Consider the following 13872-nt stretch of genomic DNA (forward strand, 5'->3'; position numbering starts at 1 on the left):
TTATTACAATTAGTGAATTTCCCTTAGATACTATGTAGGCAAAAAAGTTCACGAATCGTGATCCGCGAGACGAAAATGAACGCTACATACGCAACAATACCCGCTATGCGCGAATATCAATTCAGCCTTACTCCTCATGAAAAGATAAGGAAAAATCTAAGCTTATCACTTATTTGACCAACCGTTACGGCACCGAACAAGTATATCAATTTTTTGTCCACACGGTCAATTTTACCATCAAATTCAACCACCTCCATCGACGCAAAAGAGCACATTGTGCACTTCTCGATTGACAAGCGATGAGCAAGGTTATTTTTGTCAGAAGTACCGGACGAGCGAACCCGCAAGGGGATGCCCGCAACCAAGGTATTCTGGAATAAGACGAAATGGCCGATTCAAAATCCAAAGACACCATGCCCGGCATGACCCCGCAGCAGTTCCGCCATTGGCGGCGAGCACTCGGGCTCAAGCAGAAGGATGCGGCAGACCGTCTGGGCCTGAAGAAGCGCATGATCCAGTATTACGAAAAGGGAAATCGCGACGGGCGACCCGTTGAAATTCCCAAATCCATCCGCCTTGCCTGCTATGCATTGTCGGAAGGGATCGGCGACTTTGACGGCCAGACAACGATCCCGTTACCCGCCGAAATTGCCAAGCCGGAATAAAGTCGTGATTTTACCTCGCAAAAGGTCGACTTTCACGCCCTGGCGGGGTTCCCTCCTGCGCAGCTTTTCCCTATAAGACGCGCTCAGCCAACATAGTCATACCCTCATGTCCGAGCCAGACCGAATAGCGAGCCCGCTGTCCGGAAAGGCCGCTGCGAGCTGCGAGCCGAGATGCCAAAACGCACAGATATCTCTTCCATCCTGATTATTGGTGCCGGTCCGATTGTCATCGGCCAGGCATGTGAATTCGATTATTCGGGCACCCAGGCCTGCAAGGCGCTGCGCGAGGAAGGGTATCGCATCATCCTGGTCAACTCGAACCCGGCGACGATCATGACCGACCCGGACCTGGCTGACGCGACCTACATCGAGCCGATCACTCCCGAGCTGGTGGCCAAGATCATCGAGAAGGAACGCCCGGACGCGCTTCTGCCGACGATGGGTGGCCAGACCGCGCTGAACTGCGCACTCGATCTGGAACAGATGGGCGTTCTGGAAAAATATGGCGTGGAAATGATCGGCGCCCGCGCCGATGTCATCGAAAAGGCTGAAGACCGCGAAAAGTTCCGGGCTGCGATGGACGTCATCGGCCTGGAAAACCCGCGCGCGGCCATCGCCTCCTCCCCGGCAATTCACGACGAGAACGGCCGGATCGTCGGTTACGACCGCAATGCAGGCTATCTTGAAGCCATGCGCGCCATCGACGAGATCGGCCTGCCGGCCATCATTCGCCCCGCCTTCACCCTGGGTGGCACCGGCGGCGGCGTTGCCTATAACCGGGAAGAATTCGAAACCATCGTCCGCTCCGGCATTGACGCATCTCCAGTCGGTCAGGTCCTGATCGACGAGAGCCTGCTCGGCTGGAAGGAATATGAAATGGAAGTGGTCCGCGACACGGCGGACAACTGCATCATCATCTGCTCCATCGAGAACGTCGATCCGATGGGTGTGCATACCGGTGATTCCATCACTGTCGCGCCGGCCCTGACGCTGACCGACAAGGAATACCAGATCATGCGCGACGCCTCGATTGCGGTGCTGCGCGAGATCGGCGTGGAAACCGGCGGATCGAACGTGCAGTTCGCGGTCAATCCGGACAATGGCCGCCTGGTCGTCATTGAAATGAACCCGCGCGTGTCGCGGTCTTCCGCCCTGGCCTCCAAGGCAACCGGCTTCCCGATCGCCAAGATCGCGGCCAAGCTTGCTGTCGGCTACACGCTGGACGAGCTGGAGAACGACATCACCGGCGGCGCAACCCCGGCATCGTTCGAACCGACCATCGATTACGTGGTCACCAAGATCCCGCGTTTCGCCTTCGAAAAATTTCCGGGCTCCGAAGCAACCCTGACCACTGCCATGAAGTCAGTCGGCGAAGTGATGGCCATTGGCCGGACCTTCAACGAAAGCCTGCAGAAGGCGTTGCGTGGTCTGGAAACGGGCCTGAACGGCTTTGATGAAACCGAAATCCCGGGCCTTGATCAGGGCGACGACCGCAACGCCCTGCGCGCTGCCGTCTCGACACCGACACCGACCCGGCTTCTCAACGTCGCCCAGGCCATGCGCCTTGGCATGACGGTCGAGGAAATCTACGAGGCCAGCGGCATCAATCCCTGGTTCCTGGAGCAGATCGAAGCCATCCTGGAAATGGAAGCGAAGGTCCGCAAGCTCGGCCTGCCGAAAGATGCCGCGAACTTGCGCAAACTGAAGGCCATGGGCTTTTCCGACGCGCGCCTGGCAAGCCTTGCCGATCTCGATGCATCGGACGTTGCCAAGCTCCGCAAGCAGCTGGACGTGCACCCGGTCTACAAGCGCATCGACACCTGCGCTGCCGAGTTCGCCTCCCCGACTGCCTATATGTATTCCACCTACGAGGCTCCCTTCATGGGGCAGCCCGCGTGCGAGGCGAACCCGTCCGACCGGAAGAAGGTGGTCATTCTGGGTGGCGGCCCGAACCGGATCGGCCAGGGTATCGAGTTCGACTATTGCTGCTGTCATGCCGCCTTCGCGCTGGAAGACGCGGGCTACGAGACCATCATGGTCAACTGCAACCCGGAAACCGTCTCCACCGATTACGACACGTCCGACCGCCTCTACTTCGAGCCGCTGACCGCTGAAGACGTGCTGGAGATCATGCGCAAGGAGCAGGAGAACGGCACGCTGCACGGCGTCATCGTCCAGTTCGGTGGCCAGACCCCGCTCAAGCTGGCGCAGGCGCTGGTCAAGGCGGACGTGCCGATCCTCGGCACTTCACCGGACATGATCGATCTTGCCGAAGACCGTGACCGGTTCCAGAAGCTTCTGATCAAGCTCGACATGAAGCAGCCGGAAAACGGCATCGCCTATTCCGTCGAACAGGGTCGCCTCATCGCCGGTCAGCTCGGCCTGCCTCTGGTGGTCCGCCCGTCCTATGTCCTGGGTGGCCGCGCCATGCAGATCATTCGCGACGAGGAAGCCCTCAACTCCTATCTGCTCGGCACCCTGCCGGAGCTGGTCCCGGCGGAAGTGCGGGCAAAGTACCCGAACGACAAGACCGGCCAGATCAACACCGTGCTGGGCACCAACCCGCTTCTGTTCGACCGCTATCTCGACGGCGCGATCGAGGTAGATGTCGATGCCCTTTGCGACGGCAAGGACGTGTTCGTCTGCGGCATCATGGAGCACATCGAGGAAGCCGGCATCCATTCCGGCGACAGCGCCTGCTCCCTGCCGCCGTTCTCGCTCGGCGAAGAGATGCTTGAAGAACTCAAGCGCCAGACCACGGCATTGGCTCTGGCACTGGAAGTCGGCGGCCTGATGAACGTGCAATACGCCATCAAGAACGGCGAGATCTTCGTTCTGGAAGTCAACCCGCGCGCATCGCGCACCGTGCCCTTCGTCGCCAAGACGATCGGCGCGCCGGTCGCCAAGATCGCCAGCCGCATCATGGCGGGAGAAAGCCTGGCTTCCTTCGGCCTCAGCGAGAAGAAACTCGACCATATCGCGGTCAAGGAAGCTGTCTTCCCGTTCGCCCGCTTCCCCGGCGTCGACACGATCCTCGGACCGGAAATGCGCTCGACTGGCGAAGTCATGGGCCTCGACACAGCCTTCGGCAAGGCCTTTGCCAAGTCCCAGATCGGCTGCGGCACAGGAGTTCCGGACAAGGGCACCGTTTTCGTTTCCATGCGCGACGAAGACAAGGCCGGCGTGCTTGACGCCGTCCGCAGCCTGGAAGCCGGCGGCTTCACGATCATCGCCACCGGCGGCACCCAGAAGTTCCTCGAGGACAAGGGGATTGCGGTGAAGAAGATCAACAAGGTTCTTGAAGGCCGCCCTCATATCGTTGATGCTATCAAGAATGGTGAGGTCCAGCTCGTCTTCAATACGACCGAAGGCGCACAGGCCATCTCCGACAGCCGGTCGATGCGCCGGGCGGCTCTTCTGAACAAGGTACCGTATTATACGACCCTTGCAGGATCAGTGGCTGCCGCGAAAGGCATTGCCGCCCATAAAGCTGGGAGCCTTGAAGTAAGACCTTTACAATCCTACTTCGGCTAAGGCTATTATACTCGTGACCGGCCGGGAAAGCGCGCCTTTCCCGGCTTGGTTTGTTTTTGTCAAAGCGCGGTCCTCGAGTTTAGGGGGACCCAATAAGCTGAAGGTCTGAGACCAATGGAAAAAGTTCCGATGACCTCCGCCGGGTACAAGATGCTCCAGGACGAGCTGAAGGAACGTACCGCGGTAGAGCGCCCGCGCATCGTCGAGGCGATTGCTGAAGCACGCGCGCATGGCGACCTGTCGGAAAATGCGGAATACCATGCGGCTAAAGAAGCCCAGAGCCTGAACGAAGGCCGTATTTCGGAACTGGAAGACAAGCTGTCCCGCGCTGAAATCATTGATGTGACCAAGCTGTCCGGCGACATCGTCAAATTCGGTGCGACCGTCACCCTCATCGACGAGGACACCGAAGAAGAAAAGAAATACATGATCGTTGGCGACGTCGAATCCGACGTGAAGCAGAACAAGGTCTCTATTTCTTCTCCGATCGCCCGCGCCCTGATTGGCAAGTCCATCGGCGACAGTGTCGAAGTTGCTGCCCCTGGCGGTGCCCGGTCTTACGAGATCGTGGACGTACGCTTCGTCTGATCCCAGCCTTTCAGTGTTGAGCCTTCCCGGTCTGGCCTCTCTTTGCAGGGACCGTCCCCGGTCTTAGCAGGCCTGAAAATTGCCCCTGGCCGTTTCAATGTCCGGGTTCCCTTTGAACCCGGACCTGCCTGGCACAGCTCCCCGGCAACGTACGCGCGTTCTGCGACTGTCCTTAAGTCGCAGCAAAAGCAGAGCTTTCCCTTTGACGTCCACGACACAGCCGTTAAGCTGACAACCGGAAAGTGTCGGAGGATTTGCAATGGTCTTTAACGCGATTGCTGTATGGTTGTTGATCGCGTCGGTGCCGTTATGGATATACCGCTGGTTTCTGTTTTCCAGGCTCACGGCACGCGAACGCCTGATGTTCAAGCGCCTCGTCGCGCAACGCCACGAAAGCTCCTTCGTGTTCGCCGTGCGGATGGCTGGTTACCTGATCGCTCTGGCTGTTGCCGTCTTCTTCGTCGTCTTCGGTCTGCAATATCTGAAGTATGGCAACTTTGGCATAACGACCTACAGCGACACGATACGTAGCAGGTTCTATTCCGGCATTGAGCCTGTCGACCAGGCGCTCGACAGCTACCACTATGACCAGATGCTGCCCGTTGCGGCACTGACGACCATCCTGCTGGTGACCGTCGCCTTTACACTGGTCACCGCCGCTCTCAGGGACATCTCCCTGATCCGGCGTCTCCAGAAAAAAGTGAAAAAACTGGCTTCGTGAGTTTGTTGGCGCCCTTGCCTGCCGGATCGGCAGGCAGCGCCTCACGCGTGCTGCAAGATATTCACCAGGCGGCCAAAAGGGTCGCGCACGTAAAAGCGCCTGACGCCCCAGGGCTCATCTGCCGGGCCGTATTCGATGCCGAGGCCTTTTGCCTGCACTTTTTCCAGCACTTCTTCAAGGTTATCGACTTCGACCGAAAAATCGGGCACGGGCGTTCCCGCGCCGCCTTCCGCCGCAATGCTGACCTGGGCCACCGCCCCCCGTTCGCCTGCAAAGGTGACGATCCAGCCGTGATCCATCGCCAGGTCCATGCCCAGCACGTCGCCGTAGAAGCTTTGCGCCTTGCCGGTATCCGGCGATGCGATGTTGGCAACGACACGTTTCACAGCCATGGCGTCTTGTTCCTTCTTGCAGCCGGTTCGGACTTCAATCGATTGGAACGACAGGCTCATCCTTTGTGCGGCGGATTGTCAACGCCGTACGAACGCTGTCGACGTTGGGCGCAGCGGTCAATTCGCGAATGATGAAATTCTGGAAGGTCTGCAGATCCGGCGAAACGCATTTCAGCAGGAAGTCGACCTCACCCGAAAGCATGTAGCTTTCGCGCACCAGCGGCCAGTTCTGAACCGTCTGTTCGAAGGCGATCAGATCCGCCTCGGTCTGGCTATGCAGCCCGACCATTGCAAACGCTGTCACGTCGTAACCGAGCTGCTTTTCATCAAGCAGGGTCCGGTAGCCCAGAATGAGCCCGGCTTCCTCCAGCGCGCGCACCCGGCGCAGGCAGGGAGGAGCGGATATGCCGACCCGACGGGCCAATTCCACATTGGTCATCCGTCCGTCATCCTGCAATTCCTTCAGGATCTGCCAATCAATGGCATCGAGCCGCGCTTTCAAACCTGTCTCCTTCGCGCTTCGCATGACGCGCCATGCTGTGGGCATTCGGGTCTTTCGCAAGACTGTCGCCTTGCCCGATACCGGAATCCCAAGCTAACCTCTATTTGTGTGCCGAGTTATGATTTTTTGCGCGTTTGTGCAAGACTATAACAAAATTGCGCACGATTTCGAAAGATTACGATAGGGGAACTTCTCCAAAACATGCCTTTTTCGCCGGAGAAAGCCCCTTCTTCCCTCTGGATCCTCACCGATGGAAAGGCGGGCGATGTTGCCCAGTGCCGCGGTATTGCCGAAGCCCTCGGCGCACCTGTTGAAGAACGCCACATAGCGCCGCGTGCACCCTTTACCTGGTTGATGCCCTTCGGTCCGATCGATCTGCGCGAGCGGGAGACCCGCCCCGGCAGCCCGATTGCCCCGCCCTACCCTGATATCGCCATCGCGTCCGGCCGCCGGGCGGTCCCGTATCTGCGCCGGGTCAAGCGCCTTTCGGGAGGCAAGACCTTTACCGTGTTCCTGAAAGACCCGCGCATGGGACCAGATGCAGCGGATCTCATCTGGGTACCCGAGCATGACAAGCTGCGCGGACGAAACGTCCTTGTAACACCGACGTCCCCACACAAGTTCTCAGCCGCAACACTGGCCGAACTCCGCAGCCGGCAGGTTGCCGAGATAGATGGTCTTCCACGGCCCCGTGTTGCGGTTCTTGTCGGCGGGGACAGTCGGCACCACAGGTTTTCCGAAGACGACCAGAACCGCCTTTTGAGCGGCCTGCGAGAGCTTGCACATGCGGCAAATGTGCATTTCATGATCACAGCCTCCCGCCGCACACCGGCCGGATTGGCCTATGGTCTTGCAGGATTGGCCAAATCGGGAAATCACCTCTACTGGACAGGCGAGGAGCCCAACCCTTACGGCCTCTATCTCGCCAAGGCAGATGCCATCATCGCCACTGCCGATTCCACGAACATGATCGGTGAGGCCACAGCCACCGGCAAGCCGGTCCATGTATTCGAGCCAAGCGGCGGTCACGACAAGATCACCCGGTTTTTGGGGACTTTGCGACGCATGGGTGTCATTCACCCCTTTCCAGGTCCGCTGAAAACCACTACCTACGAGCCGATAGATGCCACGCCGGTGATCGCTCAACGCATCTTGAGCGATTTTTCGGCCGCACGGCAAACCCGGAACAACGCCCCGATGGGCCAACCTGGCAACGCAAACGCCGGGACATGAAAACAGGATAAAGGTGCGCCCATGAGCACGGAACACAGCAAACTTCTGATCATCGGCTCCGGCCCGGCCGGCTACACGGCTGCCATATATGCTGCCCGTGCCATGATCGAGCCGACGCTGGTGGCCGGTATTCAGCCGGGCGGCCAGCTGACCATTACCACCGATGTCGAGAACTACCCCGGCTTCGCGGATCCCATCATGGGGCCGTGGCTGATGGAACAGATGCAGAAGCAGGCCGAAAACGTCGGCACCAAGATCCTTTACGACACCATCGTGAAGGCTGACCTGTCCCAGCGCCCGTTCCGCCTGGAAGCCGACAGCGGCACGGTGTTCACGGCGGATGCCCTGGTGATCGCCACCGGCGCGCAGGCCCGCTGGCTTGGCCTGTCTTCGGAACAGGATTACATGGGCGCCGGCGTTTCCGCCTGTGCGACCTGTGACGGCTTCTTCTACCGCAACAAGGAAGTTGTGGTTGTCGGCGGCGGCAACACCGCCGTGGAAGAAGCGCTGTATCTCGCCAATCTCGCCTCCAAGGTGACGCTGGTTCATCGCCGTGACAGCCTGCGGGCGGAAAAGATCCTGCAGGACCGCCTGTTCCAGCACCCGAAGATCGACGTCATCTGGGACCACCAGGTCGACGAGATCCTCGGCGGCGGCATGCCGAAAGCAGTTACCGGCGTACGGTTGAAAAACACCGCGACCGGCGAATTCCAGGAAATTTCCACGGACGGTGTCTTCATCGCCATCGGCCACGCACCGTCGGTCGAACTCTTCAAGGATCAGCTCACGCTGAAATCCAACGGCTACCTGGAAACTGCCCCGGATTCGACCAGGACATCCATTCCAGGCGTCTTTGCGGCCGGTGATGTCACCGACGACATTTATCGGCAGGCAGTAACCGCTGCCGGCATGGGCTGCATGGCAGCCCTTGAAGCCGAGAAGTTTCTGGCCGAACATGAAGTGACGTCGACAAAGCAGGCCGCCGAATAGGCTGCCTGACTGTCCTGCGGAGGGGCACGCATGGATTGGGACAAATTGCGCATTTTTCATGCGGCCGCACAGGCTGGCAGTTTCACGCATGCAGGTGACACCCTGCATATGAGCCAGTCGGCTGTGAGCCGGCAGGTCAGTGCGCTAGAGCACGATCTGGGCGTTCCGCTGTTTCACCGGCACGCCCGCGGCCTGTTGCTGACCGAACAGGGCGAACTGCTCTACCGGACTGCCAACGACGTGCTGATGAAGCTGGAAGCGGTTCAGTCGAGCCTGACGGACAGCAAGGAAAAGCCATCCGGAGCCCTGCGTGTGACAACCACGGTGGGCCTTGGTTCCACCTGGCTCACCTCACGGATCAGAAGCTTCATCGATCTCTATCCTGATGTCGACCTGCACCTGATCTTCGACGACGACGAACTGGACCTCGGCATGCGCGAAGCGGATGTGGCCATCCGCTTGCGTCAGCCAACCCAGCCGGACCTGATCCAGCGCAAGCTGTTTACAGTGCATTTCCATGTCTATGCGGCACCGGAATACCTCCAACGGTTCGGAACGCCTGTGTCGATCGACGACCTCGACAAGCACCGGCTGATCACCTTTGGCGAACAGGCTCCGGCCTACCTGCGCTCGATGAACTGGCTGGAAACAGCCGGGCGCGTCGCGACAAGCCCGCGCAGGTCCGTCCTGAAGGCCAACAACATCGTGGCCATCAAGCGTGCCGTTCAATCCGGCGTGGGCATTGCCATTCTGCCGGACTACATCATCGACAAGTCGTCGAACCTGGCGCCTGTCATGACCGACCAGGACGACAAGGTGCCCTCCTTCGACACCTATTTTGTCTACCCTTCGGAACTGAAGAACACCGCGCGTGTTACCGCGTTCCGCGAGTTCCTGCTGGCAAATGCAGAAGGCTGGGTTTTCTAACCCCGCCCTCCTGTCGTCTATCTGCCCGATTGCGATTGGCTCAACCAGCCCCGGCTTGACCGGGACGCAACCCTGCTTGCCTGCACGAGCGGCCGCACAGAGGCTTTTGCAAATACTCTCCCCCTAAAGAGGTCTCGGAACTCGGCCTGCGCCGCGGCAACCGAGCGACCCGATCGTCTCCATTCCGCTGGGAAAGCATAGGACTGGACAGACTCAGGTTTCATTCGCCAAATCAGCTCAACATTTAGGCATCAAAATTACTGCACACGGGGAGAGCATTTGCATTTATTTCGGTGAACCAATCGATTTTTTCACTCGAAATTAAAAATTTTTTTGAAGCCACCGGCAAAAACCGACTAATTCAATCTGTTGTAATTAAAGGGGTTTTGGTCAAATTTTTGACCATTCAGTCAAGCCCTGCGTAAAATGCATAGCAGATCTGCGCCCCTGCCTCTTGTTTACGCAGCTTGTGCACTGCATATAAGCATCACTGTTGGTCACACGGACATCACGTCCTCCTCCCAGTGATGTTCCGACCAGCTGTTCCCCTCTGGAAGGTGATTCCACTGTTTTCAGTGAATCAAAATAAACTGCCGGGTCTTTTAAGACCCGGCTCTTTTTTTGCCCAGACCATGCTGCGACGCAGCATGACGTAATGTCACTTCACCTCACATGAACAGGCGTTCGTTGCCCAGGTCCTTGTAGAGGCCGGCTACCTGCTCCTCATAGCCGTTGTAGAGAAGCGTGTTGCGGCGCTCGTCCGTTCCAAGCAGCCGCTCGGAAGACTGCGGCCAGCGGCGATGCGGCACGGACGGGTTCACGTTCGCCCAGAAGCCGTATTCAGAAGACTGGATCTCCTCCCAGAAGCTGACCGGACGCTCGTCGGTGAAGGAGATCTTCACGATCGACTTGATCGACTTGAAGCCGTACTTCCACGGGACAACCAGCCGGATCGGTGCACCATATTGCTTGGCAAGCGGCTTGCCGTAAACGCCGGTAGCGATGAAGGCGAGTTCATTGGTCGCTTCTTCCAGCGTCAGGCCCTCGACATAGGGCCAGGGATACCAGCTCTGCTTCTGCCCGCTGGCAACCGACGGATCGAGGAAGGTTTCAAAACGCAGGTATTTTGCGCCGGACTGCGGCCCGGCCAGCTTCACCAGCTCGGCAAGCGCGAATCCCGACCAGGGCACGGCCATGGACCACGCTTCGACGCATCGATGCCGGTAGAGCCGCTCTTCCAGAGGCATCTTGGCCAGAAGGTCATCGATGCCGATCTCTTGCGGATTGTCGATCATGCCATCCAGCACAACGGTCCAGGGGCGGATCTTGAGTTCCTGTGCCGCCGGCCAGATCTGCTTGTGCGTGCCGAACTCGTAGAAATTGTTGTATTTCGCCGTGAACTCTTCCGGGGTCACGTCCCTGTCGAGCGTAAAGGTCTCATTACGCTTGACCGGATAAAGGCCCGCGCTCGGGTCTTCTTCCGCAAAGGCCGGGCGAATTCCAAGACCCGTACCCATCAGCGCACCAGCCCCGGCAAGGCCGGCAAGGATCTGCCGGCGGTTCATGAAAACGGCCTCCGGTGTTGCTTCCCGTTCCGGAAGCTCCCAGCTGCGTTTCTTCAGTATATTCATTGTCAGTCTCCCGTTTGTTCCGAAGGAAACCGGAATCGGCTTTCAATGGCAAATAACGCCCTGGTGACTGAGCGCAACAACAAGGTGATCAACAGTACAGCGCTTTAGTAGGGCGAACACAACAGAGGGGCCAACCGGCCCCTCTGTCATCGCTTTCAGTGCTCTACCGTTCACGCGGCCTGTCTGCCGGACCTCTGCAGGGCAATGTCCGCCGCCTTGCCGGAAAGTTCCGCCATATGGTCGAACTCGGCGGTGTAGCTTGCAACCCCGGCGGTCGCCGAACGCAGTTCGATGATCAGGTCACCGATTTCCGCCTCCGGCATCAATGCCTGCACCTCATCCCAGCCATTCCACTCGGGACGGGCATCGAAGCCAAGCAATTGTCCGCGTCGTGCCGAGACAATCGCATTCACCCGCGCGGTCGCATCGCTCGGGCAGGCAATCACCACCTTGTGGATCGGCTCCAGCAGCACCGGCTTGCACTCAGGCAGACCTTCTCGGATTGCAAGTATTCCGGCCATCTTGAAGGCCTGGTCGGAACTGTCCACGGAGTGATAGGAGCCGTCCGTCAGACAGACGGACACATCCACCACCGGGAAACCGAGCGGGCCTTGCCCCAACGCATCCAACACGCCGTCACGCACGGAGGGGATATATTGTTTCGGCACGACACCCCCGGTAATCGTGTCTGAAAACTGGACGCCTTCGCCGCGCGGTAGCGGAGATATCTCGATCACCACATCGCCGAACTGACCATGCCCGCCGGACTGTTTCTTGTGACGGCCACGAACCTTGGTGCCTGACCGGATCGTCTCGGCATAAGGCACGTGCGGCGTATTGGCGGCGATATCCAGACCGTATTTTCCGGCAAGCCGTTCCTGGGCAACACGCAAATGCATTTCGCCCTGCCCTGCAAGCAACGTTTCGGCCGTTGTCTGGTTTTGCGAGACGATCAGCGAGCGGTCCTCTTCAACCAGTTTCGCCAGTGCCGCGGAAAGACGAACCTCGTCCTTGCCCTGTTTGGCGGAAATCGCCGTCGCCAGAACAGGATTGCGCCGTTCGAGCACCTGAAGGCTTTCGATCTTTCCGTTTTCGAAACTCAGGAGGTCGCCCGTCTGGACATCATCGAGCCTCCCGAGCCCAACCAGATCGCCCTTGCCGGCCGTTGCGATCTTGTTCGCCTGCTGGCCGAAGACAGAAAACAGTCCGGACACCTTGATTTCGGTGTCACCATTGAGGAACAGGGTATCGCCGTCGGAGACCACGCCTTCCAGAACGCGGGCGATCGACTGCTTGCCGCCGTGCTGGGTGTGCAGCGTCTTGACGACCTGCAGCATCGCGCGCGACGTCGTGCCAAGCACCCGGCGCGACAGCAAATCGACACCTGGAACCTCGTGGCGCAAGGCCTTGAGCAGCCTGCTGACACCGTTGCCGTGTTCTGCGGAACCGAAGAAAACCGGGCAGATGAGACCGTCCTGCATTTCGTTCACCAGATCGGCGAACACCTGATCGCGATTGGGGGCGATATCCTCGAGCAACGCCTCCATCAGGTCGTCATCGTGATCGGCCAGGTGTTCCAGCATGGTGAAACGGGCTTCGTGCTCACGCGCGAGGTCCGCATCGGACATGTCGATCTGCGTGCTTTCCTCCTTCTCGTGATAGACATGCGCCCGCTCCAGCGCGAGATCGATGAAACCCGTCGCCAGGCCGTCTTCCCAGATCGGGATCTGTCGCAGCACCAGCGGCACCGCAGATGCCGGTTGCAGCACGCTCAGGACATCACGCACCCGCCGCGTGCTCTTGTCGATCTTGTTTAAAAACAAAACCCGCGGAATGGCGCGGGCTTCAAGGGCTTTCAGGATCAGCTGCAGGGCTGGAACCTTGCGCTCGTCGTCCTCCGCCACCACGACGGCCAGATCCACCCCGGAAAGCGCCCCGTCCATTTCGCTCAGGAACTCCACCGATCCAGGGCAGTCGACGAACACGAAGCGATCTCCCAGGAATTCCGCGTCCGCAATGTTCAGTTCCACACTCATGCCGTGGGCACGCGCTTCCGGCGAAGCGTCACCCACCGTATTTCCGTTCGCGACGGATCCTTGCCGGGCCACCTTGTCCGTTCGCGCCAGCAAGGCTTCCAGAAGACTGGTCTTGCCGCTGCCGAACGGACCCACTAGGGCGATACAGCGCGGAGCGCTGCCCGCAGCAGATCCTTTTCCGTTTGAAGTGATTGCCATGCTGAGCCTCCCGTTAGTTCGAGGATATCTCGTAACAACGCGGCAGGGCCGGCTGGGGGACGCGGCCTGCCGCGTCTCGCCCGGATGGGATCGAAGGCCTTTTGCCCGGTACTCAACAGCACCAAGCCCCAAACTGCGGCCGATCGACCAGGGGCGGTCAGCCATCGTCGCGCCGATATCGGCGGCAACGCAAGGGAATCTTACGCGGCAGCGCAGCAATTTGCCCTTGTATCGGCTCAGTCTCCAGGCCGATGACAGCTCGCCAAAAGTGCACAAAAATCCAAAACACCGCCGATCCCAGAGGCTTATAAAGGCTCTCCCGACTGAGATCTCCAGACCGGCAAGCGGTGGAGAAAATTTGAGCTGAAGACTGAAAAAAGTCCCGCCTTCAGACCTTCCCAACCATGTGCCATTGCCCTGCCGGAATTGGCAGATAGTGAAATTGACGCGCAGTG

11 protein-coding genes are annotated in these 13872 nt (G+C 59.1%); 7 read left to right on the plus strand and 4 right to left on the minus strand.

Features of this window, described 5'->3' with window-relative positions:
* The first annotated feature begins 386 nt into the window (after window positions 1–386).
* The 4 genes from J7447_RS12720 (at window position 387) to J7447_RS12735 (ending at window position 5508) form a co-directional block, all read left to right on the plus strand.
* Window positions 387–665, plus strand: a complete 279-nt coding sequence (locus tag J7447_RS12720; protein WP_022997958.1) for a helix-turn-helix transcriptional regulator — start codon at window positions 387–389, stop codon at window positions 663–665.
* 171 nt (window positions 666–836) lie between these two features.
* On the plus strand, window positions 837–4199 hold the full coding sequence (gene carB / locus J7447_RS12725; RefSeq protein ID WP_062487795.1) for a carbamoyl-phosphate synthase large subunit: 3363 nt from the start codon (window positions 837–839) through the stop codon (window positions 4197–4199).
* 114 nt (window positions 4200–4313) lie between these two features.
* Window positions 4314–4787, plus strand: coding sequence for a transcription elongation factor GreA (gene greA / locus J7447_RS12730; RefSeq protein WP_022997960.1), 474 nt, complete (start codon window positions 4314–4316; stop codon window positions 4785–4787).
* 259 nt (window positions 4788–5046) lie between these two features.
* Entirely contained in the window at window positions 5047–5508 is a 462-nt protein-coding gene (locus tag J7447_RS12735; RefSeq protein ID WP_022997961.1) for a hypothetical protein, read from the plus strand.
* A 41-nt stretch (window positions 5509–5549) separates the two neighbouring features.
* Here J7447_RS12735 and J7447_RS12740 read toward each other — a convergent pair whose 3' ends face one another.
* Window positions 5550–5900, minus strand: a complete 351-nt coding sequence (locus J7447_RS12740; protein ID WP_077293484.1) for a VOC family protein — start codon at window positions 5898–5900, stop codon at window positions 5550–5552.
* A 34-nt stretch (window positions 5901–5934) separates the two neighbouring features.
* The gene (locus tag J7447_RS12745) at window positions 5935–6402 is read right to left on the minus strand and encodes an Lrp/AsnC family transcriptional regulator (protein ID WP_031268195.1); all 468 of its coding nucleotides are present in this window, start codon (window positions 6400–6402) and stop codon (window positions 5935–5937) included.
* A gap of 201 nt (window positions 6403–6603) precedes the next feature.
* Here J7447_RS12745 and J7447_RS12750 point away from each other — a divergent pair, with 201 nt between their 5' ends.
* Genes J7447_RS12750 through J7447_RS12760 form a run of 3 tightly spaced genes read left to right on the plus strand, consistent with a single transcriptional unit; the run spans window position 6604 to window position 9552 of the window.
* The gene (locus tag J7447_RS12750; RefSeq protein WP_209169772.1) at window positions 6604–7635 is read left to right on the plus strand and encodes a mitochondrial fission ELM1 family protein; all 1032 of its coding nucleotides are present in this window, start codon (window positions 6604–6606) and stop codon (window positions 7633–7635) included.
* A 21-nt stretch (window positions 7636–7656) separates the two neighbouring features.
* The gene (gene trxB, locus J7447_RS12755) at window positions 7657–8625 is read left to right on the plus strand and encodes a thioredoxin-disulfide reductase (protein ID WP_022997965.1); all 969 of its coding nucleotides are present in this window, start codon (window positions 7657–7659) and stop codon (window positions 8623–8625) included.
* Between the two features lie 30 nt (window positions 8626–8655).
* A complete protein-coding gene (locus J7447_RS12760) occupies window positions 8656–9552 on the plus strand; it encodes a LysR family transcriptional regulator (protein WP_022997966.1) in 897 nt (298 codons plus the stop codon).
* A 668-nt stretch (window positions 9553–10220) separates the two neighbouring features.
* Here the strand turns inward: J7447_RS12760 and msrP are convergent.
* Both msrP and J7447_RS12770 read right to left on the minus strand, forming a co-directional pair.
* Entirely contained in the window at window positions 10221–11183 is a 963-nt protein-coding gene (gene msrP, locus J7447_RS12765; RefSeq protein WP_055655710.1) for a protein-methionine-sulfoxide reductase catalytic subunit MsrP, read from the minus strand.
* A 170-nt stretch (window positions 11184–11353) separates the two neighbouring features.
* The gene (locus tag J7447_RS12770) at window positions 11354–13417 is read right to left on the minus strand and encodes an elongation factor G (protein ID WP_209169773.1); all 2064 of its coding nucleotides are present in this window, start codon (window positions 13415–13417) and stop codon (window positions 11354–11356) included.
* Between the last annotated feature and the right edge of the window lie 455 nt (window positions 13418–13872).

The sequence above is a fragment of the Labrenzia sp. R5_0 genome (assembly GCF_017743835.1).
In the GTDB taxonomy this organism is placed as follows: Bacteria; Pseudomonadota; Alphaproteobacteria; order Rhizobiales; family Stappiaceae; genus Roseibium; species Roseibium algicola.